Source organism: Paractinoplanes lichenicola, from assembly GCF_016785085.1.
Classification (GTDB): Bacteria; Actinomycetota; Actinomycetes; order Mycobacteriales; family Micromonosporaceae; genus Actinoplanes; species Actinoplanes lichenicola.
The window spans coordinates 118,226-142,148 of sequence record NZ_JAENHO010000010.1 but is presented as its reverse complement, the minus strand read 5'-3'; the positions used below and the strand labels follow the sequence as shown (position 1 = coordinate 142,148).

The following is a 23,923-nucleotide window of genomic DNA, read 5'->3' as shown; positions in this document are numbered from 1 at the left end:
GCCTGCCGGGTCCTCGCGCCCGCCCGCCGTCCCGCGGCTCCGCGTCCTGCCACGGCGGGGCGGGCTTAGTCGCGGGCAGGGCCTAGGATGCCGCTCATGTGGACCGTGGAGCTGTCCTTTTCCGATGCCCCCGAGCGGCTCGCTGCCCGGCCCGCTCATCGGCAGTCGCTGACCGCGTTGCACGGCGCCGGCAAGGTGCGCCAGGCGGGGCCGTACGCGGACGACAGCGGCGCCCTCATCGTGCTTGACCTGCCCTCCCGCGAGGAGGTCGACGCCGTTCTGGCGGCCGACCCGTATTTCACGACTCCCGGCGTGACAGTGGTTCGCGTACGGGAATGGGTGCCGTTCTTGGGGTGAGGCGTCGACACTGACGTAATGGACAGTGCGCGCACCATCGCCCTCGCCTCGTCGTGTGCCGCGTTCGTGGCCGTGCCCTGTCTGGGGGCGCTGCTGGGCAAAGGGGAGCGAACCGACCGGTACGACACGGTCATCACGCCGCCGGACTACGCGTTCGCGGTATGGGGGCCGATCTTCGCCGGGTGTGTCGCGTCGACGGTGGCGCAGTGCCGGCGGCAGGACGATCCGATGAGCCGGCGCACGGGGTGGCCGCTGGCCGGGGCCTACGCCGTGAACACGGCCTGGTCCGTGGCGGCGCAGAGCGAACGGTTCAAGTTGACACCGGTGTTGCTGCCGGTCGCCACGGCTTTCGCGGCGGTTGCGCACGGGCGGGCGCAGGGGGCCGAGTCGCAGGCCGTGGCCACGCCGGTCAGCACGGGCCTGCTGCTGGGGTGGACGGCCCTGGCCAGCACGGTGAACTTGGTCGCGGGGGCGGTGGCCGCGGGCACGCCCAAGATGTCGCCGAAGCTGGTGGCCGCGTCCACGGCGGGCCTGGTGGCGGCGTCGGCGGTCGTGGCGGCCTCGGTGGCCCGGAGCCGGCGGGGTGCGGTGCCGTTCGCGGTGACGGCGGCCTGGGGGCTGGCTACTACGGCGCTGAGCCGGAGACGGCCGCGGGGAGTGCGCGTGGCCGCGGGGGCGGGCGCGATGGCGGTTGCCGCGGGGAGCGTCGTGTCGTCCCGCCGGGGTTGACGTGCCTGACCGCTGGAGTGGTCGGATCGTGCGGGGCGGTCCGCGGCTTGGAGGGCACGTCGGGGTTTAGGCGCGCTGGTTGGAGCGCGACCACCGGGGACATCCCGGTCGGGCGCTACGGCCTTTCGTGGCAGCGAGGTCGCCGAGGCTACGGGTTCTGGCTCATTGCGGTTGTGGGAGGCCTCAGGGCGTACGGGAAAGGGTTTACAGGGGTTGCCACCAGTCCGGATTGTCGCGATACCAGCGGACCGTCGTGTTGAGGCCGGCGTCGAATTCGACTCGGGGGCGCCAGCCCAGGTCTTGACGGATCTTGTCGTCGTCGAGGGCGTGGCGGGCGTCGTGGGGTGGGTGGTCGGCCACGGTTTCGACTCTGTCCCAGGTCAGGCCCAGTTGGTCGAGCAGCAGGGTCGTCAGGACGCGGGTGGTGATCTCGATGCTGCCGCCGACGTTGTAGGTCTCGCCGGGGCGGCCGTCGGTCAGAACCAGGGCGAGGGCCCGGGTCAGGTCGTAGACGTGCAGCCAGTCGCGGCTGTCGGAGCCGTCGCCGAACAGGGGAGCGGTGTCGCCCGCGAGCAGGCGGGTCACCATGCGCGGGATGATCTTGTCGGGGTGCTGGTGGGAGCCGTACGTGCCGGTCGGGCGGACGATCGTCGCGGGCAGGCCGTGGGTGCGGTGGTAGGCCAGGGTCAGCAGGTCGGCGCCCGCTTTCGCCGCCGCGAACGGAGTCGTCGGGTTGAGCGGTGCGCGTTCGGTGCTCGAACCCGACTTGACCGATCCGTACACCGACCCCGCCGATACCGTGACAAATCGCTCGACTCCGTAGCGATGCGCGGCGTCGAGCAGGGCCTGGGCGCCGAGCACGCCGGACGCGGGATCGCTGTCGGCGGCCAGGTGGACGATCGCGTCGTGCTTGCGGACCAGGGCCGACGTCAGGGCGGCGTCGGCCACGTCACCGGGCACGAAGTCGAGCCGCTTGTCGTGGGCGACCTCGCCGAGGTTGTTGAAATTGCCGGCCGAGGTCAGCTTGTCGAGCACGGTGACCCGGGCGCCCTCGAGACCCGGCAGGCGGTCGGCCAGGACCGCGCGCACGAAGTGTGAGCCGACGAAGCCGGCGCCGCCGGTGACGAGAACGTTCATCAGTAACGACTCTGCCAATGGGTGGCTTATGCGGCTAGTGTTTCGTCATGGAACGGCGAATTTTCGGCCTCGAGACCGAGTACGGCGTCACGTGTACTTACCGGGGGCAGCGGCGGCTGTCGCCGGACGAGGTGGCCCGCTACCTGTTCCGCCGAGTGGTGTCCTGGGGACGCAGCAGCAACGTCTTTCTCCGTAACGGCGCCCGCCTCTACCTCGACGTCGGTTCCCACCCGGAGTATGCGACGCCCGAGTGCGACTCCGTCACCGACCTGGTCGCCCACGACCGGGCCGGCGAGCGGATCCTGGAGGGCCTGCTCGTCGACGCCGAGAAGCGGCTGCACGACGAGGGCATCGCGGGCGAGATCTACCTCTTCAAGAACAACACCGACTCGGCCGGCAACTCCTACGGCTGCCACGAGAACTACCTCGTGTCGCGGCACGGCGAGTTCGGCCGGCTCGCCGACGTCCTCATCCCGTTCCTCGTCACCCGCCAGCTGATCTGCGGCGCGGGCAAGGTGCTGCAGACCCCGCGCGGGGCGGTGTTCTGCCTGTCGCAGCGCGCCGAGCACATCTGGGAGGGCGTCTCCAGCGCGACGACGCGGTCCCGCCCGATCATCAACACGCGCGACGAGCCGCATGCGGACGCCGAGCGCTATCGCCGCCTGCACGTGATCGTCGGCGACTCGAACATGAACGAGGTGACGACGCTGCTCAAGGTGGGCAGCGCCGACATCGTCCTGCGCATGATCGAGGCCGGCGTCGTCATGCGTGACCTGTCGCTGGAGAACCCGATCCGCGCGATCCGCGAGGTCAGCCACGACATCACCGGCCGCCGCAAGATCCGCCTGGCCAACAACAAAGAGGTCAGCGCCCTCGAGATCCAGCAGGAATACCTCGCGAAGGCGACCGAGTTCGTCGAGCGCCGCGGTGGCGACCAGACCGCCAAGCGCGTCGTCGAGCTGTGGGGCCGCGTGCTCAACGCCATCGAGAGCGGCGACCTCGACCCGGTCTCACGCGAGATCGACTGGGTCTCGAAGTACAAGCTGATCGAGAAGTATCAGGCCAAGCACGAGATCCCGATGTCGCACCCGCGGATCGCCCAGCTCGACCTGGCCTACCACGACGTGCGCCGGGGCCGCGGCCTCTACGCGCTGATGGAGAAGCGCAAGCAGGTCGACCGCATCTCCAACGACCTCGACATCTTCGAGGCCAAGGAGACGCCGCCGCAGACCACCCGGGCCCGCCTGCGCGGCGAGTTCATCCGCCACGCCCAGGAGAAGCGCCGCGACTTCACGGTCGACTGGGTGCACCTGAAGCTGAACGACCAGGCCCAGCGGACGGTGCTGTGCAAGGACCCGTTCCGGGCCTACGACGAACGAGTCGAACGCCTCATCGCCAGCATGTGAGGGCTTAGGCTGGTCGGGTCATGACGAGACCCGGCCAGCCCCCATCGTCGCCGCCGCCCGAGCGTTCCGAGGAGCAGGTGCGGTGGGGCCGAATCGAGCGCCGCCGCGAACGCATCCGGGCCGAGATCGCGCGCAACCGCGAGGGCGGGCATCGCATCCCAACGTGGGCGCTGGCAGCAATCCTGGGACTGATCGTCGGGAGTTGGCTGCTCTTGATCCTGACATCCTGAAGCGTCGCCGGGACTTATGCCGGCCGCCTCTGATGTCAGCCGGTCACTCGGCTCGTCTCGCTTTGCCCGTGTCATCCCGCCCGTGTCGCCCTGCCCGTCATCCCGCCCTGCCCGTCTCTTCCCGCCCGTGCCGCTCTGTCTGCATCGCCCTACCCCCGCTCGTGCCGCCCTGCCTGCATCGCTCTACCTCCGCTCGTGCCGCTCTGTCTGCATCGCTCTACTCCGCCCGGCCCCCTCCGGCCGGTGCAAATCGCTTATTTCCGACTTGTCAGGCGAATTCGAGGCTGAGGCGATGGGGTCAAAAGCAGCGGTCAAAGGCTGATGTCCCATCGGGGTGGTGGGTGACGGACCGTCGCTCCCGCGGGGACCCGGGCGGGATTCGCTGGCCGCTGGCGCGTCCAGAACGCGAAACCCACCCGGGCGGCCTGAGTGCGTGGTTGCGCCCGAAAGACTCGAAAAGCAGCGATGGTTGCGGTCGCGGGGGCTGTGTGGCCTGTTGCAACAGTGAGTGGTCGCCTCCGCAGGCCCGGCGGGCTGAGCTCCGTGGCTCTGGGGCGCGGGAGCCGTTACCCGAGTCGCTGGCCAACCGGTGGACGGCCTCCTGGGGGACGGCGCGGGAGCCGTTACCTGGGTCAGCGGCTCGGGCGAGTCGCTGGGCAACCGGTGGACGGGGGATCTCGACGACCTGCCGCAGGCACGCGAGGGGTCAGGTGGTGGGTTGGCGGGCCTGGGCGAAGGGGAGGCGGTCGAAGAGGAAGCGGCTGTAGGTGATGCGGTCGTGGAGGACGGTGACTAGTTCGGCGCCGGGGGCTGAGGGGACCGGGTGTGTCGACGTGTCGTACATGATGAGGGCTGTGGTGTCGTTGCCGAAGGCGGCCAGCACTGTGGTGGACTTCAGGATCGCGACGAAGCCTGCCATGAAGGCTCGGTAGGCGGGTGCGCCCTCGAGGCGGCCGGCCGGGGCGTCGCAGATGATGTCGTCGGCGATGTGGGTCATGGCCTCGTCGAGGTCTTGGTGGGCCCAGGCCGAGTGGTAGGCCAGGGCGGTCTTCAGGGCGATGCTCACGGTGTCTCCTCCAAAGGGGTTCGCGGGGGTAGACACCGCCGGGCGCCGGATCGGAACGGTGGGGTGGAAAAGATCGAGGCGTTCCGGGAGCTGGCCGGGCCGTACGAGCGGGAGCTGCTGCTGCACTGCTATCGCGTGATGGGGTCGCTGACCGACGCCGAGGATCTGCTGCAGGAGACGATGATCGCGGCCTGGCGGGGGCTGCCGGGCTTCGAGGGGCGCAGCTCGTTGCGCACCTGGCTCTACCGGATCGCGACCAACCGGTGCCTCAACGCGCTGCGCGACCGCCGGCGGCGGCTGCCGAGGGAGCCGGTGCCGCCGTTCGAGCCGCCCGCGCCGACGCGGTGGGGTGAGGTCACGTGGCTGCAGCCGTACCCGGATGTGCTGCTCGACGGTCTGCCCGCGAGCGCGCCGGGGCCCGATGCGCGACTCGAGCTCAAGGAGTCGGTCGCGCTGGCGTTCGTGGCGGCCCTGCAGCGGATGCCACCCCGGCAGGCGGCCACCCTGATCCTGCGGGACGTGCTCGGCTTCACCGGGCCGGAGACCGCCGAGATGCTGGGCACGACGGAGACGGCGGTGAAGGGTGCCCTGCAGCGGGCGCGGGCCGCGACGCCGGCGCCACCGGTCGAGCAGCCCGACGACGGGGTGGCCGGCCGGTTCGCCGAGGCTTTCACGCGCGGCGACGTCGACGCGGTGGTCGCGCTGCTCACCGATGACGTCTGGCTCAGCATGCCGCCCGCGCCGCACGAATATCAGGGGCGGGACGCCGTACGGGAGTTTCTGGCTCGCAGTTTCGCGTATGCGAGGAGCAGCCTGACGCGGGTCGGGGCCAACCGGCAGCCCGCGTTCGCGGCCGAGCGGGACGGGCCGGCCGGGATCATCGTGCTGACCCTGCGCGGGGATCGGATCGCGGCGCTCACCCGCTTCCACGACACGGCGCTAGCTGCCCGTTTCTGAGAAGTGGGCGCGCAGCTTGAGGGCGTACGGGAGCCTTTCCGAGGCGGGGACGAAGCCGGGGCGGGACGGCAGCGCGTAGAGGTCGTCGCCGGGGTATCTCGGGAAGACAAGACGTGCACGTGGTAGTGCCAGGCCGTCTGGTGACCGGCGGGCTCGTTGTGCGGGTTCGTGGTTGAACATGCGCGTCATTGAAGCGGAAGCTGTCGACCACCGTACGGGGGCGCGCGTGCGTCGTTCGGCGGCGGATGGCAAGCTGCTCTTCCGTGATTAGTGAACGCGCGGCCGGGACGCCGAGCTCATGAAGGCGGTCATCGTCGCGGCGGCGGTCGCGTTCATCGTCTCCCTGCTCACCACGCCGGTGGCGATCCGCGTCTTCACGGCGCTCAAGGCCGGCCAGCCGATCCGGTCCATCGGGCCGGCGACCCACCTGACCAAGACGGGCACCCCCACGATGGGCGGTGTCGCCTTCATCATCGCGACGGTCGTCGCGTACGTGGCCGGGCACATCGCCCTGACCACGCTGCCCGAGCGGCAGATCGCGCAGGAGGGGCCGACCATGACGGCCCTGGTGCTGCTCGGCCTGTTCGTCTTCTGCGGCGCGGTCGGCTTCCTGGACGACATGCTCAAGGTGCGCCGGCGCAACTCCGACGGCCTGAGCGCCAAGGGCAAGCTGCTCGGGCAGGCGGTGGTGGGCATCGGGTTCGGCGTCGCCGCGCTCTACATGGCCAGCACCAACGGCGAGACCGTGGCCAGCGAGAAGATCTCGTTCATCCGCGACATCGAGTGGCTGGACGTCGGCAAGGTCGGCTCGGTGATGATGTTCGTCTTCATCATCACGGCCATGTCGAACGGGGTGAACCTGACCGACGGCCTCGACGGCCTGGCCACCGGCGCCTCAGTGCTGGTGCTGGGGGCGTACGCGCTGATCGGCTTCTGGCAGTATCGGCACTGGTGCGGCGACACCGACTACTCCTCGGTCAACGAATACTGCTACCAGGTGCGAGATCCCCTGGAGATCGCGATGATCGCCGCCGCGGCGGCCGCCGCCTGCGTGGGCTTCCTGTGGTGGAACACGTCGCCGGCCCGGATCTTCATGGGTGACGTGGGCTCGCTCGCGCTCGGCGCCCTGATCGGCGGGCTCGCGGTGGCCACCCGCACCACGCTGCTGTCGATCATCATCGGCGGGCTCTTCGTCATCATCGTCGTGACCTGGGTGATCCAGATCGTCTCGTTCCGCACCACCGGCCGCCGCGTCTTCCGGATGGTGCCGCTGCACCACCACTTCGAGCTGGCCGGCTGGAGCGAGGTCAACATCGTGGTCCGGTTCTGGATCGTGGCCGGCGTCTGCGTCGCGATCGGCCTGGGCCTGTTCTACACCGACTTCCTGGCCGCCGTCGGGTAGCGGTCCCGCGACGCGTCGATCGCGTCCGGGGCCCCGCCGAACTCGTCGGCGATCTCGCCGGTCACGTCGGGCTGGGCGTGCGAGGTGAGCTGGGCGTCGGCCCGGGTCAGCATGCGGTGGCCGCTGGCCAGCACGAGCACGCCGAGCAGCACGGCCACGGCGCCGGCGACGAACGGCACGTGGATGTTCCAGCGGTCGACCATCTTGCCGGCCACGAACGGGGCCAGGCCGCCGCCGATGAAGCGGACGAAGCCGTACGTGGCCGAGGCGATCGGGCGGTCGACCGGCGAGACCAGCATGACGGCCTGCGTGGTCAGCGTGTTGTTGATGCCGACGGTCACGCCGCTGAGGATCACGCACGTGATCAGGGCCCAGCGCACGTCGGTGAACAGGCCGATGAGCAGCAGCAGGACGGCGAACGAGCCGAGCGCGCCGTAGAGGGCGGGCGCGGTGCCGAAACGGGTCTGCAGCCAGGGCGCGCCGGTGATCGAGAAGATCGCGACGAGCAGGCCCCAGCCGAAGAACACGAAGCCGAGCTGGATCGCCGACAGCTCCATCGGGTACGGCGCGTAGCCGAGCATCGTGAAGAAGCCCCAGTTGTAGAACAGGGCCGCGATGCACATGGTGAGCAGCGGGCGGTGACGCAGCGCGAGCAGCGGCTCGGCGAGGGCCACCTTGCGGGGCGGCGGGGGAGTCTTGTCGAGCAGCGTGACCGTGGCGATCAGCGCGATCGCCATCAGGGCGGCGACGCCGAAGAACGGGCCGCGCCAGCTGATGTCGCCGAGCAGGCCCCCGATCAGCGGGCCGGCCGCGATGCCCAGGCCCAGTGCGGCCTCGTAGAGCACGATCGCGCCCGCGAAGCCGCCCGACGCCGAGGCGACGATGACGGCCAGCGAGGTGGCGATGAACAGGGCGTTGCCCAGGCCCCAACCGGCCCGGAAGCCGACGATGCCGCCGATCGAGCCGGACAGGCCGGCCAGGGCGCTGAACACGACGATCACGGCCAGGCCGGTGATCAGGGTGCGTTTGGGGCCGATCCGGCTGGACACCCAGTTGACGCCGAGCATGGCGACCGCGGTGACCACCAGATAGCTGGTGAACAGCAGGCTGACCTGGCTCGGCGAGGCGTGCAGCTGCGACGAGAGGGCGGGCAGGATCGGGTCGACCAGGCCGATGCCCATGAAGCTGACGACGCAGGCGAAGGCGACGGCGAAGACGGCCTTGGGTTGCTGAAGAAGAGTGGCTCGCACCCCAGAAGCATAAGCCTCTTATGTATTGCTTGCGAGCCGCGCAGGTGTGACGGTGGTCGGCATGACCGACATCATTCAGCCGGCGATCAGCGACTACCTGCTCGCGCACTGCACCCCGGCCGACGACGTCCTGCGCGACCTGGCCGCGGAGACCCACGAGAACCTCCCGGACGAGGCCGGCATGCAGATCTCGCACGACGAGGGTGAGCTGCTGACCATGCTGGTGCGGCTCACCGGGGCCAGGCTGGCCGTGGAGATCGGCGTCTTCACCGGCTACTCGTCGATCTGCATCGCCCGCGGCCTGCCCAAGGACGGGCGGCTGCTGGCCTTCGACGTCTCCGAGGAGTTCACCGGCGTGGCCCGCCGCTACTGGGCGCGGGCGGGCGTCGACGAGCTGATCGACCTCACCCTGGGCCCGGCCGTCGACACGGTCAAGGCGCTCAGCACGGAGCCGGTGATCGACTTCGCGTTCGTCGACGCCGACAAGACCAGCTACCCGGCCTACTACGCCGAGCTCGTGCCGCGGATGCGCCCGGGCGGGCTGATCGCGATCGACAACGTGCTGCGCGGCGGCCGCGTGCTCGATCCGGGCACCGAGAGCGACCGGGCCGTGAGCGAGCTCAACGACCACATCGTGCGCGACGACCGGGTCGAGTCGGTGATGCTCCCCGTACGGGACGGGGTGACGCTGGTCCGCAAGAAGGGTTAGCAACCGGCTCGCAACCCAGGGGGACCGCGGAAACAACCGGGCGGAGGTCTCCTTGGAGGAATGTCGAAGGTGTTCGCGGTGGCCGCCGCCCTGGCCATCGCCGTCTACCAGCTGTTGCCCGACAACGCCTGGTGGACCGCCGGCTGGCAGATGGGCCTCGGGTACGCCGGCGCGGCCGCGATCCTCGCCGGCGCGCGCCGGCTGCCCCGCCGTGAGCGGCTGCCCTGGTGGTGCTTCGCGGCCGGGATCGCCGCCAACGTCACCGGCATCGGCGTCGCCGTGTTCAGCGACAACGTGCTGCACTGGGTCGACCTGCCGACCCCGGCCGACCCGTTCTTCCTGCTGCTCTACCCGTTCTGCGCGATCGGCATCGCCGCCCTGATCCGGCGCCGCGAGACCGGCCGCGGCCGCAACTGGACCGCCATGGTCGACGCGACCACCATCACGACCGGTTTCGGGCTGCTGGCCTGGGTCTATGTGATCGCGCCGTCGGCCGAGGGCGGCAAGATCACCATGCTGGGCGAGGCGACCCAGGTGGCGTACCCGATCGGCGACCTGATCATGATCGCCATGATGACCCGGCTGCTGCGCGGCGGCGGCCGGCGCGGCGCGCCCTTCTGGTGGGTCACCGGGTCGCTCGCGGCGTTCCTGATCGGCGACACCGTCTGGGTCGTCATGGGCAACCTGATCGACCAGGGCTACCCGGTCGAGGACATCCTCTGGCTCAACCGGGCCATCGAGTCGATCTTCCTGGTCGCGTTCACGCTGTTCGGGGTGGGCGCGCTGCACGCCGACGCGCGGTCGCTGGCGGCACCGGCCGGCACCGACGTCGTCCGGCTGGGCCGGACGCACCTGCTGCTGCTGACCGCGGCCTCGCTGATCGCGCCGGCCCTGCTGGCCGTGGAGGTGCTGCACGGCGAGGTGCACGACGGCATGGCCATCGTGATCGGCTCGGCCGCCCTGTTCCTGCTGGTCGTCACGCGGATGGCGCAGCTCGTGCGCGAGGTCGAGCGGCAGGCGCTGCAGGTGCGCGAGCTGGCCCGCCGCGACGACCTGACCGGGCTGCCCAACCGGCGGGCCTGGAACGACGAGCTGCCGCGGGCGCTCGAGCACGCCCGCCGCGACGGCCGCCCGGTGAGCGTGGCGCTGCTCGACCTCGACCACTTCAAGCAGTTCAACGACACGTACGGGCATCCGGCCGGCGACCGCCTGCTCAAGTCGGCCGCCGCGGCCTGGCACGACCAGCTGCGCGCGGTCGACACGCTGGCCCGCTACGGCGGCGAGGAGTTCGTCGTGCTGCTGCCCGGGGCCGGCGTCGACGAGGCCCGCGACGTGCTCGAACGCGCGCTGGCGGCCACCCCGCTGGGGCAGACGTTCTCGGCCGGCCTGGCGCTGTGGGACGGCGCCGAGACGTCGGACGAGCTGATCGAGCGGGCCGACACCGCGCTCTACCGGGCCAAGTCGGGCGGGCGGTGTCAGATCAGCGAGGCCGCGAACCGGCCTGCCGCGGCGGCGGCGACGAAGTAGGCGTAGTCCTCGTCGAGCTTGCGGCCCATGGTCGACAGCGGCACCGGGCTCGCCCGCAGCGCCGCGTCGAGCCCGTCGACGCTTACCCGGGGCAGGCGATGCCGGTTGCTCAGCGGCGCCAGTTCGGCGGCCAGGCCGGCGTCGAGATCCTCCGGCACGGGCAGATCCGCAGTCACCAGAGCCACTTTCCCGTACGCGGTGAGGCTGTGATGCGACACGCCGCGGTGCCGGGGCCGCCCGTCGCCGGTGGAGATGCGCAGCGACCCGACCGGCCGCCCGCCCAGCACGCCGATCGCGTTGACCGCCTCGCCCAGCGCCACCCCGGAGAACCCCCAGGTCGTGCCCGTGCCCAGGTTACCCGGCCCCTGCGCGACGATCGTGACGTCGGCCCGCAGCACGTGGCGCGCGGCGAGCAGTCCGGTGTGCACGGTGCTCGCCTCCAGATCACCCCCGTACGCCTGACCGGTCGTGACCGTGCCGGCCAGCACCGGGCGCAGGCCGTCGAGCGTGCGCGAGAACCACGCGGGCAGCGCCCCGCCGTCGGTCATCACGTACGCGACCCTGGCCTGTGACTTGTCGGCGTGAATGCCCGCGAGGATGGCCGGCAGCGCCGAGTGCAGGTCGGCGGTGACCACGGGCATGCCGTCGAGCGACTCGGCCGCGGCCATGACCTCGCGGTGCGGCGAGGCCTCCTCGTCGACGCAGAGCCGGATCACCTGCAGCGGCGTGTATCGGGCCTTGACCAGGTGGCCCGTGTCGCGGGTGGTGCCGTCGTCGGGCGGGTCGGCCGGCAACCGGTCGGGCAGCGCGACGACCAGCGCGTAGCCGCCCGTGCCGAGCCCCATGACCAGCGCGCCCACGTTGAGCAGGACGCGATCCCCGACGACGGGCTCGCCGGTCAGCTCGACGTACGCGAGCGCGCGCAGCGGCCCCTCGTCGGTCACCACGTCCAGCTCGGCCGCGCCGTGCCACCGCCGCCGGACCGCCTGGACCGTCCCCGAACGCCACCGCACCATGGCCGTCAACCCTATAGGTCGACCCCGCCGTCGACGTGGTTGCGGCCCGCCGTGCCGCGGGTGGGGTCGAGGAACACGTAGCGGATCGCGGGGAAGCGGGCCCGCAGGCGGCGCTCGGCGTCGTCGGAGGCGGCCTCGATCTCGCCGCCGCTGACGTCGTCGCGGAAGTCGACCTTGGCCGCGACCAGCACGTCGCCCGGCCCCAGCTGCATCGTCAGCAGCGTCGGCACGGCGTCCACGACTCCGATCGAGGCCAGGTCGGCCGCGATCTGGTTGTGCATCCGGCGCGGCACCGCCCGGCCCACCAGCAGCGACGCGTTGGTGCGGGCGAGGATGGCGGCCACGACGAACAGCAGCAGGCCGATCGCGATCGAGGCGACGCCGTCCCACACCGTGTTGCCGGTCAGCTCGGTCAGGGCCAGCCCGGCTCCGGCCAGGATCAGGCCGATCAGGGCGGCCGAGTCCTCGAAGTAGACGGCCTTGACCGTGGTGTCGGGGGTCAGCCGCAGGAACCGCGACGGCGTGATGCCCCAGCGCCGCGACGCGCCCTTGACCTGCCGCCGGGCCCGCAAGAACGAGGTGCCCTCGGCGACGAACGAGACGGCCAGCACCACGTACGACCAGAGGAAAGCGCCCATCTCCTCGCCGTGCACGATCGTCTCGACGCCGTGGTAGATCGAGAAGCCGGCGCCACCCACGAAGGTGAACACCGCGGCGATGAACGCCCAGACGAAGCTCTCCTTGCCGTACCCGAACGGGTGCTCCTCGTCGGCCGGGCGCACGCCGCGGCGCAGCGCGACGAACAGGAAGACCTCGGTGATCGTGTCGGCCAGCGAGTGCGCCGACTCCGAGACCATGGCCGCGGAGCCCGAGAACAGCCCGGCGACCAGCTTCGCGACCGCGATGGCCAGGTTGGCCAGGCCGGCGATGATGACGGTGCCGACACTCTCGTTCTCTGGCTGTTCGGACTGTTGTGGCGAATCGGTCGGATCGAGCGGCAGCGCGGCGGCCAGCCCGACCGGGAGCTGGTCGTCGGGGATCTGTGGGGTGGTCACTCCGCCCTGCTTTCCACACTCCGGTCGCCGGGAAACCGTCCGGGCGTAGCGCGTACGTCACTGTCGCGTCCACCCTGCTAGCGTTGCCAATCGTGTCGCGGACCCGCACCGAGCGCCTGGTGAATTTGGTAATCTGCCTGCTTTCCACGCGGCGGTTCCTGACCGCCGCCCAGATCGCCGCGACCGTCCCCGGTTACGAGCACGATCCGGAGGATCCGCGCGACCACGAGGCCTTCCAGCGCAAGTTCGAGCGCGACAAGGCCGAGCTGCGCGACCTCGGGGTGCCGCTCGAGACCGGCACGGCCAGCGTCTTCGATCAGGAACCGGGCTATCGCATCGCCCATCGCGAATACGCACTGCCCGCGATCATCCTCGAGCCCGACGAGGCCGCCGCCGTGGGCATCGCGGCCCGCCTCTGGCAGCACGCCGGGCTGGCCGCCGCCGCGTCGTCCGGCCTGGCCAAGCTGCGGGCGGCCGGGGTCGAGGTCGACCCGCAGGCCACCCTCGGGGTCGAGCCGGTCGTCACCGTCGACCCCGCGTTCGGGCCGCTGACCAGCGCCGCCCGCGACCGCCGGGCGGTGACGTTCAGCTATCGCGTGCCCGAGGTCGACGACCCGGCCGTGCGCAAGGTCGAGCCGTGGGGCGTGGTCTGCTGGCAGGGCCGGTGGTATGTGGTCGGCCACGACCGCGACCGCGGCGCGACCAGGTGTTTCCGGCTCTCGCGGATCGTCGGCACGGTCAAGGCGCTGGGCCGGCCGGGCGCGTTCACCCCGCCCGAGAACGAGGATCTGATCAGCCACGTCGCCCGCTGGTCGGGCCCGGTGCCGCACACCGGCCGGGCCACCGTGACCGTGCGGCCGGGCCGGGCCGCCGGGCTGCGCCGCTGGGCCACCGAGTCGGTGCCGGGGCCCGGCGGCGACTGCCTGACGATCCCGTACTCGGACGCCGAGCGGCTCGCCGCCACGATCGTCGGCTACGGGCCGGACGTGCGCGCCGACGGGCCGCCCGAGGTCCGCGACGCCGTGATCCAGCTGCTCAAAGAGGTCGTCACCCGGCACGAGGTGGCCGCGTGACCGGGCCCCGGCAGAGCGCCGACCGGCTCGGCCGCCTGCTCAACCTGGTGCCGTACCTGCTGGCCCGGCCGGGCATCCTGGTCGCCGAGGCCGCGGCCGACCTCGGGGTCAGCGAGCGTCAGCTGCGCGAGGACCTCGAGCTGCTCTGGGTCTGCGGCCTGCCCGGCTACGGCCCCGGCGACCTGATCGACATGGCGCTCGACGGCGACCGGGTCACGATCAGCCACGACGCCGGCATCGACCGCCCGCTGCGGCTGACCCAGGACGAGGCGCTGGCCCTGGTCGTCGCGCTGCGGATGCTGGCCGAGACCCCCGGCACGGGTCACCGCGACGTCATCGAGCGGGCCCTGGCCAAGATCGAGAACGCGGCCGGGGACCTGGCCGACGCGCCCGTGGCCGTCCGGCTGCCGGCCAACTCCAAGCGCGTCGACAAGGTGCGGGCCGCGGTCGAGAGCGGTCACGCGCTGCGGATGACCTATTACACGGCGGCCCGCGACGAGACGACCGACCGCGTCGTCGACCCGATGCGGGTGCTGATGGTCGGCGGCAAGGCCTATCTGGAGGCCTGGTGCCGGCGCGCCGAGGCCACCCGGCTGTTCCGGATCGACCGGATCGACGACTTCACCGAGCTCGACGAGCCGTCCCGGCCGCCCGCCGGGGCCGAGCCGCACGACCTCACCGAGGGCGTCTTCCGCCCCACGCCCGACCTGCAGCTGGTCACGCTGCGGGTGGGCCGGCGCAGCCGCTGGATCACCGAGTACTACCCGGTGGAGGAGGTGCACCGCTCGGGCGGCGACGAGTGGATCGTGACCATGCGGGTCACCGACCTGGGCTGGGCGCAGCGGCTGCTGCTCGGCCTCGGGCCCGACGTGACCGTGGTCGGCCCGCCCGAGCTGCTCACCCGCATCCGCGAGCAGGCCACGGCGGCGCTCGACCAGTACAGCACGCCCGGCCGGTAGGGTGGCCCGGTGCTGATGTGGATCTGGATCGCCGTGGTCGTCGTCGCCGTGATCATCTTGCTGGCCGTCGGGGTGCGGCTGCTCGGCAAGCTCGACGGGCTCAGCCGCGCGGGCGTGCGGCTGCAGAAGCGCCAGGCCGAGGCGGCCAAGCTGCAGGCGGCCGCGGCTGAGCTGCAGGAGACGGTGCTCGTCGTGCAGCAGCGCGCCGAACTGGTGCAGGAGCACGTCGCGGCCCTGTCGCCGTCGGACAAGAAGGGGTAACCTGCGGCGTTCCTTCCCCGTTGTCCAAGGATTTGGGGGATGGTGGCAAACCCACGAGGGTCCGTGGGCCGCATCACCAGATTTGACACGTACGATGGACCCCGCACACCTGATCCGACCGACTGGAGTTCACCCATGGGCGCCCTCAAGCCATGGCACATCATTGTTTTCGTGGTCGTCCTCGTGCTGCTGTTCGGCGCGAAGCGGCTGCCTGACGCGGCGCGCTCGCTGGGCCGGTCGCTGCGGATCATCAAGGCCGAGACCAAGGGCCTGGTGGACGACAACAACGACGTCGCCGAGAAGGCCGAGCCGCAGTATTCGCGCCAGCCGATCCAGGGTGAGGTGCAGCAGCCGGGCCAGCCGGGCTACCAGCAGGCCCCGCCGCCCCAGGGTTACCAGCAGCCGCAGCAGGGCTACCAGGCGCCCCCGGCGCAGCCCTTCGTCGACCCGGTGCAGCAGCGCACCAACGACCGCTGAGCTGACCGCCGGTCATGAAGCTAGCCCTTAGCCGTCAGGGGCCCAGCAAGTTTCAGCAGGCCTCCGACGGTTCCATGACGCTGATCGACCACGTCCGGGAGCTCCGTAACCGGCTCTTCATCGCGTCGCTCGGCCTGGTCGTCGGCCTGATCGTCGGCTTCATCGTCTCCCAGTGGGTGTTCGGGCTGCTCGAAGCCCCCTACTGCGACCTGCCGTCGTCGATCGCCACCCGCGCCGACGGCTCGACGTACTGCGACTGGGTCGTCCTCAACGTCACCGACACCCTGATCCTGCGCCTCAAGATCGCGCTGTGGGTCGGCCTGATCGTCGGCTCCCCGGTCTGGCTCTACCAGCTGTGGGCCTTCATCGCGCCCGGCCTGCACCGCCACGAGCGCAAATGGGCGTACGTGTTCGTCGCGATCGCCGCCCCGCTGTTCATCGGCGGCGGCATCCTGGCCTACTTCGTGGTCGGCCACAGCCTGGCGTTCATCATGGAGGCCGGCGTCCTCGGGGAGGCGACCAAACTAGAAGTCTCGTCGTACATCGGGTTCGTGACCAACATGATCCTGATCTTCGGCGTGGCCTTCGAGTTCCCGCTGATCCTGCTCATGCTCAACTTCACCGGCGTCGTGTCGGCGAAGAAGCTGCTGGGCTGGTGGCGAATCGTGGTCTTCCTGTCGTTCGCGTTCGCGGCGATCGCCACCCCCGACCCGGGCCCGTTCGGCATGACGCTGCTGGCGCTGTGCATGGTCGTGCTCTATCTGATCGCGACCGGCGTGGCCGCGATCAACGACAAGCGCAAGGGCCGCGGCAAGGAGCTGTACGCCGGTCTCGACGACGACGCGATCTCGCCGCTGGAGGAGGAGCGGGTCGCGGTCGGCGCGTCCGACCCGATCGAGGCCCCGACCCCGGTCGAGGCGCCCTCGCCGGTCGCCAAGCCCCGCCCGTTGGACGGACGCTTCGACGACATGACGTAGGTCACTGCCCGGGCGGCTATGCTGCCCGGCTGTGACGACCTTCGAGATCGCGGTGCTGGCCAACCCCTCGGCGGGGCGCGGCCGGCACCGCGATCTGCTTTCTCAGGTGCTGCGCCGGCTGGGCCCGGCGGCCCGGCTGCTGGAGGCCCACAGCAGCGAGGAAGCGGAAGCGGCGTGCCGGGCAGCCGTCGCCGGCGGGGCCGCGGCGCTGGTCGCGGTCGGCGGCGACGGCACGATCCACCGCGCGCTGCAGGCAGTGGCCGAGCAACCGATCGGTTTCGGCGTGGTCCCGGCCGGCACGGGCAACGACTTCGCGGCCGGCGTCGGCATGCCGGCCGACCCGCTGGCCGCGGCCGAGGCGATCGCCGCCGCGCTGACCGAGGGCCGGCACGTGGCGATCGACTTGGCGCGGGCGGTCGGCGCGAACTCCGAGGTGCGGTGGTTCGGGGCGGTGCTGGCCGGGGGCTTTGACGCGCTGGTGAACGAGCGGGCCAACCTGATGCGCTGGCCGCGCGGGCCCCGCCGGTACGACCTGGCCATTCTGCTCGAGCTGGCCCGGCTCAGGCCCCGGGCGTACGGGATGGAACTGGACGGCGAGGACCACAGCTTCGAGGGCATGCTCGTGGCCGTGGGCAACTGCGCCAGCTATGGCGGGGGGATGCGGATCCTGCCCGACGCCGACCCCGCCGACGGGCTGCTCGACGTCGTGATCGCGGCTCCCTTCGGGCGGGCGGCCCTGGCCCGGCTCAAGCCCCGGCTGCGGCGTGGCACGCACGTCACCGACCCCAGGGTCACCGTCTTCCGCGCCCGGCACGTGCGGCTCAAGTCCGACGGCATCATCGCGTACGCGGACGGGGAGCGCCTCGGACCGCTCGACCTGGACTTGACGTGTGTCCCGGGTGCGGTTCGGTTGCTCCGGTGAGAACTTCATCAGTTCCCGCAACCGTGGCCGATCGAGGGGGACATGCAGATCAACTCGCTCAGCTCCCTGGTCACCTCCGCCTACGACACCGCCCGCAGCAACCTCAAGAGCATGGCCGACACCGCCACCGCGGTTAAGCCGGCTCTGGCCGAGGCGCCGAAGCCCGAAGCGCCTGCGGCCCCGAAGCCCGTCCCCGGTCAGCGTCAGGGCGTCAACCTCGACTCGTACGCTTAGCCCGCCCGTAAGGCCAGAACCAATCTAAGTCCATCTATGCTCGCGAGGCTGCGGGCATGGCCCTTTCCCGACGCACCCTCCTGCTCAGCTCCGCCGCGGCAGGCGTCGCCGGCGCCGCGACCACCTGGCCGCTCGCCGCCGCGGCCGCGCCCCATCGGGGTCCGCTGCGCGCCGACCCGTTCACGCTCGGCGTCGCCTCGGGCGACCCGGAACCCGACGGCTTCGTGATCTGGACCCGGCTGGCCCCGGCCCCCGTGGCCGAGGACGGGCTCGGCGGCATGCCCGCCCGCGTCGTGCCCGTCGAGTGGCAGCTCGCCGCCGACGAGCGCTTCCGCAAGATCGTGCGGCGGGGAGTGACCGCCGCGCGCCCCGAGTCGGCCCACGCCGTGCACGTCGAGCTGGGCCATCTGCTGCCCGGCCGCGAATACTTCTACCGCTTCCGTGCCGAGGGTTACGTCTCGCCGGTGGGCCGCACCCGCACGGCCCCGCCGCTGTGGGCGACCGGCGGCACCCTGGCCATGGCGTTCGCGTCGTGCTCGCAGTACGAGCACGGCTACTTCACCGCCTATCGCCACCTGGCCGCCGACGAGCCCGACATCGTGCTGCACCTGGGCGACTACCAGTACGAATACGAGGCCGGCGGCTACACGATCCCCGGCGGCAACCCGCGCGACCACGCCGGCCCCGAGACCGTCACGCTGGCCAACTACCGGCAGCGGCACGCGCAGTACAAGGCCGACCCCGACCTGCAGGCCGCGCACGCCGTCGCGCCCTGGGCCGTGGTGTTCGACGACCACGAGGTCGAGAACAACTGGGCCGACGAGGCGCCCGAGCAGCCCGACCCGAACTTCCTGGCCCGGCGCGCGGCCGCCTTCCAGGCCTACTACGAGAACATGCCGCTGCGCCGCACCTCGATCCCGCGCGGCATCGACATGCAGCTCTACCGGCGGCTGCACTGGGGCCGGCTGGCCACGTTCCACATGCTCGACACCCGGCAGTTCCGCGACGACCAGGCCTGCGGCGACGGCTACAAGGACTGCGCCGACGCGTACGACCCGGCCCGCTCGATCACCGGCGAGCGGCAGGAGAAGTGGCTGCTCGACGGGTTCCGCCGCTCGTCCGCGCGCTGGGACATCCTCGGCCAGCAGGTCTTCTTCGGCCAGCGCGACAACAACTCGGGCCCGCAGGTGGTGACCAGCATGGACTCGTGGGACGGGTACGCCGCGTCGCGCGATCGGATCACCCGGGGCTGGGTGGACGCGGGCGTACGGAATCCGGTCGTGCTCACCGGTGACGTGCACGCGCACTGGGCCGACGAGCTCAAGCTGGACTACGCCGACCCGACCTCGAGGACCGTCGGCACCGAGCTGGTCTGCTCGTCGATCACGTCCACCGGCGACGGCGCCGACGTGCCCTCCGGCCGGCACCCGTGGGCGGCCTGGAACCCGCACCTGCGCTTCTACAACAACCAGCGCGGTTACGTCCGTACGCGGATCACGCCCGACAGTCTCACCGCGGACTTCCGAGTGCTCCCGTACGTGACCACGCCGGGAGCGCCCGTGCACACGCGCGCCACGTTCGTCGTCGAGGACCGCGTGCCCGGCCTGCACCAGACCGCCGACAACCCGACGCCGTCGGTGCTTGCCGCGGGCGCCCTGATCGACACCGTCGAGCAGGAGACCGTACGCCCCTAGACCGCGCAGCCGGCCAGGGCCAGGGTCGCCCCCAGACCGTTGGGGCGGCCCGGCTCCGCCGCGGGCAGCACCAGCGCGGCGCACCCGGCGGCCACAGCCCCGGCGTCGGCGGGCGTGTCGCCGACCATCAGCGTGCGCTCCGGGTCGGCGCCGATCATCCCGCAGGCCCGCAGGAAGATCGCCGGGTCGGGCTTGGTGCGCCCGATCTCGTAGCTCAGCGCGTACGCGTCGATCAGCGGGCTCAGACCCCACGCGTCGAACAGGGGACGGATGTCGAAGCCGACGTTGCTGACGACCGCCACCTTGATCCCGGCCTCGTGCAGGGTGCGCAGCGTTGATTTGGTGTCGGCGTACGGCAGCCAGCCGTCCGGCGCGAGCAGCCGCTCGTAGAGCGCGTCGGCCAGCCCCTCCACATCCGTCGAGACGGTCGAGGCCAGGCCCGTGAACGCCGCGCGGTGGCTCTGCGCGTACAGGTCGCGGTCGGCCCAGTGCTCGGCCAGGTGGGGCGGCACCCGGTGGGGCAGCGGACCCCCGGCCCGCCCGGCTGTGACCAATCTGTCGGCCAGCACTGTCGCCTTGCCCCGGTCGAGCTCGCGGCCGCAGGCCCGGGCGGCCGCCACGACCCAGGTCACGGGGTCTTCCACCTGGGCCAACGTGCCGTGGAAGTCGAACAGCACGGCGTCGACCTCACGGCGCGGCCGATGGGGAGGGTGATCGGTCGATGCGACATCCGGCACGGGAGCACCATACCCACCAGGCTTCCCGAGGCGGGACGCAACCGCCCGTGCTCCTTCTTGTCACACCGACGAACTAGCCTGGTGTTCATGACGAGTCCCGCCGAGAAGTATGCGCAATCCCAGAGGCGGGCGGCCCGGGTGGCCGAGTTCCCCGCGCTCGAGGATTTCATGCTCGACGTCGGCTTCGACCTGGACGACTTCCAGCGCGCCGCCTGCGAGTCCCTCGAAGGGGGCAGCGGCGTGCTGGTCTGCGCCCCCACCGGCGCCGGCAAGACCGTGGTCGGCGAGTTCGCGGTGCATCTGGCCCTGCGTGCCGGCGAGCGCAAATGCTTCTACACCACGCCGATCAAGGCGCTGTCCAACCAGAAGTATCACGACCTCGTCGAGCGCTACGGCCCCGACAAGGTCGGCCTGCTGACCGGTGACAACGCCATCAACGGCGACGCCCCCGTGGTCGTGATGACCACCGAGGTGCTGCGCAACATGCTCTACTCGGGCTCGTCGGCGCTGACCAACCTGGCCTACGTGGTGATGGACGAGGTGCACTACCTGGCCGACCGGTTCCGCGGCGCGGTCTGGGAAGAGGTGATCATCCACCTGCCCGCCTCGGTCACCCTGGTCTCGCTGTCGGCCACGGTCAGCAACTACGAGGAGTTCGCCGACTGGCTGGTCACCGTGCGGGGCAAGACCGAGGTCGTCGTCAGCGAGCACCGGCCCGTCCCGCTCTGGCAGCACATGCTCGTCGGCCGGCGCATGTTCGACCTGTTCCACGACGCCGACGCCGCCAAGAAGCACGACGTGCACCCCGAGCTGCTGCGCTACGCCCGCGAGATGCAGCGCCGGCTCGAGATGACCGACCGGTCGTACGGTCCCGGTCGCGGCGGGCGGGGCAAGCGCTGGCAGCCGCCGCCCCGGGCCGAGGTGGTCGACCGGCTCGAACGCGCCGACCTGCTGCCGGCGATCCTGTTCATCTTCAGCCGGGCCGGCTGCGACGCCGCCGTGCAGCAGTGCCTGGCCGCCGGGCTGCGCCTGACCAACGCCGACGAGCGGGCCGAGATCCGCCGCATCGCCGAGGCCAAGGTCGCCTCGATCCCGCGCGAGGACTTGTCGGTGCTGGGCTACTGGGAGTGGCTCGACGGTCTCGAGCGCGGCGTCGCGGCCCACCACGCCGGCATGCTGCCCGCCTTCAAGGAGGCGGTCGAGGAGTGCTTCGTGCAGGGCCTGGTCAAGGCGGTCTTCGCCACCGAGACCCTCGCGCTCGGCATCAACATGCCCGCCCGCTGCGTCGTCCTGGAGCGCCTGGTCAAGTTCAACGGCGAGGCCCACGTCGACCTCACCCCGGGGGAGTACACGCAGCTCACCGGGCGGGCCGGGCGCCGCGGCATCGACGTCGAGGGTCACGCGCTGGTGCTGTGGAGCCCCGAGGTCGACCCGCGGCACGTCGCCGGCCTGGCCTCCACCCGCACCTACCCGCTGCGCTCGTCGTTCCGCCCGTCGTACAACATGGCGGTCAACCTGGTCGGCTCGGTCGGCGCCGACAAGGCCCGCGACCTGCTCGAGTCGTCGTTCGCCCAGTTCCAGGCCGACCGTTCGGTGGTGGGCCTGGCCCGCCAGGTGCAGCGCAACGTCGACACCATGCAGACGTACGGGGAGGACGCCGCCTGCCACCACGGCGACTTCGACGAATACTTCGCCCTGCGCGTCGCGATCGCCGACCGGGAACGCGCGCTCGCCCGGCAGGGCGCCTCGCACCGCCGCGCGGCCATCGTCACCTCGCTCGAGAAGCTGCGGGTGGGCGACGTGATCCGGGTCGCCCAGGGCCGCCGGGCCGGGCTGGCGGTGGTGCTCGAGGCGCCGACCGGCGGGTTCGGCGAGCCCCGCCCGATGGTGCTCACCCAGGACAGGTGGGCCGGGCGGGTCAGCCCGGCCGACTTCGCGGCCGAGGCCGAGGTGCTCGACCGGGTTCGCGTCCCCAAGCACTTCAACCCCCGCTCACCGGCCGCCCGCCGCGACCTGGCGGCGCAGGTCAGCGCGACCGGTCACGACCGGCAGAGCGGCGGCGGCCGGCGGCGCAACCGGGGCGGCGGCAACACCGGCGAGGACGCCGAGATCGCCCTGCTCAAGGTGAAGATGCGGCAGCACCCGTGCCACGCCTGCCCCGACCGGGAGGAGCACGCCCGCTGGGCCGAGCGGCGGCACCGGCTGGCCCGCGACACCGACGCCCTGCGCGACAAGGTGGCCGGGCGGACGGGCTCGCTGGCCCGCACGTTCGACCAGGTCTGCGCGGTGCTGGCCCAGCGGGGCTACCTGTCCGCCGACGGCAACGTCACCGAGACCGGCCGCATGCTGGGCCGCATCTGGTCGGAGGCCGACCTGCTGATCGCCGAGTGCCTGCGCCACGGCGTGTGGGACGGGCTCGACCCCGAGGAGCTGGCCGCGGCGGTCTCGATGGTGCTCTACGAATCGCGCCGCGAGAGCGACGACCGGGCCTCCGTGCCCAAGGGCGCGATCACCGCGTCCGTCGACGCCTGCGCCAAGCTGTGGGGCGACATCGCGGCCGACGAGTCCGACCACGGGCTGACGCTGACCCGCGAGCCCGACCCGGGGTTCGTCTGGCCGATGTATCGCTGGGCCCGGGGCGAGCCGCTGGCCCGGGTGCTGGCCAGCGGTCACAACTACGACGCGGACATGCCCGCGGGCGACTTCGTGCGCTGGGCGCGGCAGGTGCTCGACCTGCTCGGCCAGCTGCGGGAGGCCTCGGCGGCGTCGGAGGAGCTGCGCGCCACCGCCCGCAAGGCGATCACCGCGGTCAATCGAGGGGTGCTGGCCTACCAAGCCGGTCTGTGACGGCCAGGGCCAGCTCGGCGCACTCGACGACGAGCTCGGGCCGGCCGACCCGGGGCTCGTCGGTGCGGAAGTGCATCGCGAGCACCCCGATGAGCCGGCCGTCCGCGCCGCGCAGCGGATACGACCGCGCCGTGGCGAAGTCGTCCGGCTCGGCGAGGCCACGCAGCCGCACCGTCGACGCCGCGTCCTCGAGCCGCAGCTCGCACGCGTCGGCCGAGCCGACGATGGTGGCCGCCATCAGGATCGCGGTGTGCACGGTGTCGGTGTCGGCGAGGGCCAGGAAATTGTCGTCGGCCAGGGCCCGCGGGTCGGTCCGCAGCCGTTCGCGCAGATCGGCCAGCAGGGTGCGCCGGGTCGCCCGGACCTCGCCGTCGACCGCCTGCTGCTGGATGCGGGCGCGGATCCGGACCTGATCGTTCTCGGCGCGACGGCGTCCGGCGGAGGCCCGGGCCAGATCCTCGGCGCCGTCCGGAAGATGCATGCTCGGGTCCTCGTCATCGATGCTTTCACTCGTGCGGGGGAGAAGCCGGTGGCCCGCGCCGGCCGCCTCGATGGCCCGGCGCACCGCATCGCTCGGCCCGACCAGCCGGAGCCGGCGCCCCGCGTCGGCCGCGGCCTCATACGTCTCGATCAGCAGCCGGATCGTGCCCGCGTCGATGAACCGCACGGCTCGCACATCCACCACGACCTCGGCCCGGTGGCGGGCTGCGGCCCAGGCCAGGGCCGCTCCGAGCGCCGCGCGCACCCGATCGTGGGCGAACGAATCGAGGCTGCCGGCGAGCGAGATGATGCCGGCCTGTTCGCCGGGGGCGAGCGGAACGTGGAAGATCGGGTCGCTCATGGGTACCGCCGATGCGGGAAGTTTTGCCCAGGTTACGTGACCGGTGGTGATGGCGGCCAT

24 protein-coding genes are annotated in these 23,923 nt (G+C 71.7%); 17 read left to right on the top strand and 7 right to left on the bottom strand.

What is annotated here, in order from left to right:
* Nucleotides 1-96 precede the first annotated feature (96 nt).
* Both JKJ07_RS32440 and JKJ07_RS32435 read left to right on the top strand, forming a co-directional pair.
* Nucleotides 97-357: a YciI family protein gene (locus JKJ07_RS32440; RefSeq protein ID WP_202995690.1), complete on the top strand. Its 261-nt coding sequence runs from the start codon at nt 97-99 to the stop codon at nt 355-357.
* Nucleotides 358-375: 18 nt separating this feature from the next.
* Nucleotides 376-1,086, top strand: a complete 711-nt coding sequence (locus JKJ07_RS32435; protein ID WP_202995689.1) for a TspO-related membrane protein — start codon at nt 376-378, stop codon at nt 1,084-1,086.
* A 204-nt stretch (nt 1,087-1,290) separates the two neighbouring features.
* Here JKJ07_RS32435 and JKJ07_RS32430 read toward each other — a convergent pair whose 3' ends face one another.
* Nucleotides 1,291-2,223, bottom strand: a complete 933-nt coding sequence (locus JKJ07_RS32430) for a dTDP-glucose 4,6-dehydratase (RefSeq protein ID WP_202995688.1) — start codon at nt 2,221-2,223, stop codon at nt 1,291-1,293.
* A 47-nt stretch (nt 2,224-2,270) separates the two neighbouring features.
* On the opposite strand from JKJ07_RS32430, the gene pafA reads away from it, so the two are divergent.
* The gene (pafA, locus tag JKJ07_RS32425) at nt 2,271-3,629 is read left to right on the top strand and encodes a Pup--protein ligase (protein WP_202995687.1); all 1,359 of its coding nucleotides are present in this window, start codon (nt 2,271-2,273) and stop codon (nt 3,627-3,629) included.
* 20 nt (nt 3,630-3,649) lie between these two features.
* Nucleotides 3,650-3,859 carry a hypothetical protein gene (locus tag JKJ07_RS32420; protein ID WP_202996006.1) on the top strand — a complete coding sequence of 70 codons (210 nt, stop codon included), beginning with the start codon at nt 3,650-3,652 and terminating at the stop codon, nt 3,857-3,859.
* A gap of 706 nt (nt 3,860-4,565) precedes the next feature.
* On the opposite strand, the gene JKJ07_RS32415 is transcribed toward JKJ07_RS32420, so the two are convergent.
* On the bottom strand, nt 4,566-4,925 hold the full coding sequence (locus JKJ07_RS32415; RefSeq protein ID WP_307834515.1) for a nuclear transport factor 2 family protein: 360 nt from the start codon (nt 4,923-4,925) through the stop codon (nt 4,566-4,568).
* Nucleotides 4,926-4,988: 63 nt separating this feature from the next.
* Between JKJ07_RS32415 and JKJ07_RS32410 the strand changes: the two genes are divergently transcribed.
* Nucleotides 4,989-5,882 (top strand): RNA polymerase subunit sigma-70, encoded by an 894-nt coding sequence (locus tag JKJ07_RS32410; RefSeq protein WP_202995686.1) that lies wholly within the window; start codon nt 4,989-4,991, stop codon nt 5,880-5,882.
* Nucleotides 5,883-6,180: 298 nt separating this feature from the next.
* Entirely contained in the window at nt 6,181-7,284 is a 1,104-nt protein-coding gene (gene mraY, locus JKJ07_RS32405) for a phospho-N-acetylmuramoyl-pentapeptide-transferase (protein ID WP_202995685.1), read from the top strand.
* On the opposite strand, the gene JKJ07_RS51930 is transcribed toward mraY, so the two are convergent.
* On the bottom strand, nt 7,254-8,534 hold the full coding sequence (locus tag JKJ07_RS51930; RefSeq protein ID WP_307834514.1) for an MFS transporter: 1,281 nt from the start codon (nt 8,532-8,534) through the stop codon (nt 7,254-7,256). The genes mraY and JKJ07_RS51930 overlap by 31 nt on opposite strands.
* Nucleotides 8,535-8,595: 61 nt before the next feature.
* Between JKJ07_RS51930 and JKJ07_RS32395 the strand changes: the two genes are divergently transcribed.
* Together JKJ07_RS32395 and JKJ07_RS32390 are read left to right on the top strand one after the other, a co-directional pair.
* Nucleotides 8,596-9,243, top strand: a complete 648-nt coding sequence (locus JKJ07_RS32395) for an O-methyltransferase (protein ID WP_202995684.1) — start codon at nt 8,596-8,598, stop codon at nt 9,241-9,243.
* A gap of 60 nt (nt 9,244-9,303) precedes the next feature.
* Nucleotides 9,304-10,770 carry a GGDEF domain-containing protein gene (locus tag JKJ07_RS32390; RefSeq protein ID WP_236030279.1) on the top strand — a complete coding sequence of 489 codons (1,467 nt, stop codon included), beginning with the start codon at nt 9,304-9,306 and terminating at the stop codon, nt 10,768-10,770.
* On the opposite strand, the gene JKJ07_RS32385 is transcribed toward JKJ07_RS32390, so the two are convergent.
* Nucleotides 10,719-11,786, bottom strand: coding sequence for a DUF3866 family protein (locus JKJ07_RS32385; RefSeq protein WP_202995683.1), 1,068 nt, complete (start codon nt 11,784-11,786; stop codon nt 10,719-10,721). The genes JKJ07_RS32390 and JKJ07_RS32385 overlap by 52 nt on opposite strands.
* An 11-nt stretch (nt 11,787-11,797) precedes the next feature.
* The gene (locus JKJ07_RS32380) at nt 11,798-12,799 is read right to left on the bottom strand and encodes a cation diffusion facilitator family transporter (RefSeq protein WP_438871455.1); all 1,002 of its coding nucleotides are present in this window, start codon (nt 12,797-12,799) and stop codon (nt 11,798-11,800) included.
* 134 nt (nt 12,800-12,933) lie between these two features.
* On the opposite strand from JKJ07_RS32380, the gene JKJ07_RS32375 reads away from it, so the two are divergent.
* The 8 genes from JKJ07_RS32375 (at nt 12,934) to JKJ07_RS32340 (ending at nt 19,438) form a co-directional block, all read left to right on the top strand.
* Nucleotides 12,934-13,914, top strand: coding sequence for a helix-turn-helix transcriptional regulator (locus JKJ07_RS32375; RefSeq protein WP_202995682.1), 981 nt, complete (start codon nt 12,934-12,936; stop codon nt 13,912-13,914).
* Complete coding sequence (locus JKJ07_RS32370) at nt 13,911-14,873, top strand: helix-turn-helix transcriptional regulator (protein WP_202995681.1); 963 nt, start codon at nt 13,911-13,913, stop codon at nt 14,871-14,873. Before JKJ07_RS32375 ends, JKJ07_RS32370 begins: the two co-directional genes overlap by 4 nt.
* Before the next feature lie 15 nt (nt 14,874-14,888).
* On the top strand, nt 14,889-15,134 hold the full coding sequence (locus JKJ07_RS32365; protein WP_202995967.1) for a hypothetical protein: 246 nt from the start codon (nt 14,889-14,891) through the stop codon (nt 15,132-15,134).
* A 135-nt stretch (nt 15,135-15,269) separates the two neighbouring features.
* Entirely contained in the window at nt 15,270-15,611 is a 342-nt protein-coding gene (gene tatA, locus JKJ07_RS32360; protein ID WP_202995680.1) for a Sec-independent protein translocase subunit TatA, read from the top strand.
* 14 nt (nt 15,612-15,625) lie between these two features.
* Complete coding sequence (gene tatC, locus JKJ07_RS32355; protein WP_202995679.1) at nt 15,626-16,588, top strand: twin-arginine translocase subunit TatC; 963 nt, start codon at nt 15,626-15,628, stop codon at nt 16,586-16,588.
* Between the two features lie 31 nt (nt 16,589-16,619).
* Complete coding sequence (locus tag JKJ07_RS32350) at nt 16,620-17,510, top strand: diacylglycerol kinase family protein (protein ID WP_202995678.1); 891 nt, start codon at nt 16,620-16,622, stop codon at nt 17,508-17,510.
* 42 nt (nt 17,511-17,552) lie between these two features.
* The gene (locus tag JKJ07_RS32345; protein ID WP_202995677.1) at nt 17,553-17,744 is read left to right on the top strand and encodes a hypothetical protein; all 192 of its coding nucleotides are present in this window, start codon (nt 17,553-17,555) and stop codon (nt 17,742-17,744) included.
* Between the two features lie 56 nt (nt 17,745-17,800).
* Nucleotides 17,801-19,438 (top strand): alkaline phosphatase D family protein, encoded by a 1,638-nt coding sequence (locus JKJ07_RS32340; RefSeq protein WP_202995676.1) that lies wholly within the window; start codon nt 17,801-17,803, stop codon nt 19,436-19,438.
* On the opposite strand, the gene JKJ07_RS32335 is transcribed toward JKJ07_RS32340, so the two are convergent.
* Nucleotides 19,435-20,175: an HAD family hydrolase gene (locus JKJ07_RS32335; protein ID WP_202995675.1), complete on the bottom strand. Its 741-nt coding sequence runs from the start codon at nt 20,173-20,175 to the stop codon at nt 19,435-19,437. The genes JKJ07_RS32340 and JKJ07_RS32335 overlap by 4 nt on opposite strands.
* Before the next feature lie 87 nt (nt 20,176-20,262).
* Here JKJ07_RS32335 and JKJ07_RS32330 point away from each other — a divergent pair, with 87 nt between their 5' ends.
* Nucleotides 20,263-23,022: a DEAD/DEAH box helicase gene (locus tag JKJ07_RS32330; RefSeq protein WP_202995674.1), complete on the top strand. Its 2,760-nt coding sequence runs from the start codon at nt 20,263-20,265 to the stop codon at nt 23,020-23,022.
* On the opposite strand, the gene JKJ07_RS32325 is transcribed toward JKJ07_RS32330, so the two are convergent.
* Nucleotides 22,985-23,863: an STAS domain-containing protein gene (locus tag JKJ07_RS32325; RefSeq protein ID WP_202995673.1), complete on the bottom strand. Its 879-nt coding sequence runs from the start codon at nt 23,861-23,863 to the stop codon at nt 22,985-22,987. The two genes, JKJ07_RS32330 and JKJ07_RS32325, sit on opposite strands and share 38 nt — an antisense overlap.
* Nucleotides 23,864-23,923 lie beyond the last annotated feature (60 nt).

Coding starts and splice junctions, on each gene's coding strand:
- JKJ07_RS32440 (WP_202995690.1), top strand. CDS start 97: ATGTGGACCGTGGAGCTGTCCTTTTCCGATGCCCCCGAGCGGCTCGCT.
- JKJ07_RS32435 (WP_202995689.1), top strand. CDS start 376: ATGGACAGTGCGCGCACCATCGCCCTCGCCTCGTCGTGTGCCGCGTTC.
- JKJ07_RS32430 (WP_202995688.1), bottom strand. CDS start 2,223: ATGAACGTTCTCGTCACCGGCGGCGCCGGCTTCGTCGGCTCACACTTC.
- pafA (WP_202995687.1), top strand. CDS start 2,271: ATGGAACGGCGAATTTTCGGCCTCGAGACCGAGTACGGCGTCACGTGT.
- JKJ07_RS32420 (WP_202996006.1), top strand. CDS start 3,650: ATGACGAGACCCGGCCAGCCCCCATCGTCGCCGCCGCCCGAGCGTTCC.
- mraY (WP_202995685.1), top strand. CDS start 6,181: ATGAAGGCGGTCATCGTCGCGGCGGCGGTCGCGTTCATCGTCTCCCTG.
- JKJ07_RS32395 (WP_202995684.1), top strand. CDS start 8,596: ATGACCGACATCATTCAGCCGGCGATCAGCGACTACCTGCTCGCGCAC.
- JKJ07_RS32390 (WP_236030279.1), top strand. CDS start 9,304: ATGTCGAAGGTGTTCGCGGTGGCCGCCGCCCTGGCCATCGCCGTCTAC.
- JKJ07_RS32385 (WP_202995683.1), bottom strand. CDS start 11,786: ATGGTGCGGTGGCGTTCGGGGACGGTCCAGGCGGTCCGGCGGCGGTGG.
- JKJ07_RS32365 (WP_202995967.1), top strand. CDS start 14,889: ATGTGGATCTGGATCGCCGTGGTCGTCGTCGCCGTGATCATCTTGCTG.
- tatA (WP_202995680.1), top strand. CDS start 15,270: ATGGGCGCCCTCAAGCCATGGCACATCATTGTTTTCGTGGTCGTCCTC.
- tatC (WP_202995679.1), top strand. CDS start 15,626: ATGAAGCTAGCCCTTAGCCGTCAGGGGCCCAGCAAGTTTCAGCAGGCC.
- JKJ07_RS32345 (WP_202995677.1), top strand. CDS start 17,553: ATGCAGATCAACTCGCTCAGCTCCCTGGTCACCTCCGCCTACGACACC.
- JKJ07_RS32340 (WP_202995676.1), top strand. CDS start 17,801: ATGGCCCTTTCCCGACGCACCCTCCTGCTCAGCTCCGCCGCGGCAGGC.
- JKJ07_RS32330 (WP_202995674.1), top strand. CDS start 20,263: ATGACGAGTCCCGCCGAGAAGTATGCGCAATCCCAGAGGCGGGCGGCC.
- JKJ07_RS32325 (WP_202995673.1), bottom strand. CDS start 23,863: ATGAGCGACCCGATCTTCCACGTTCCGCTCGCCCCCGGCGAACAGGCC.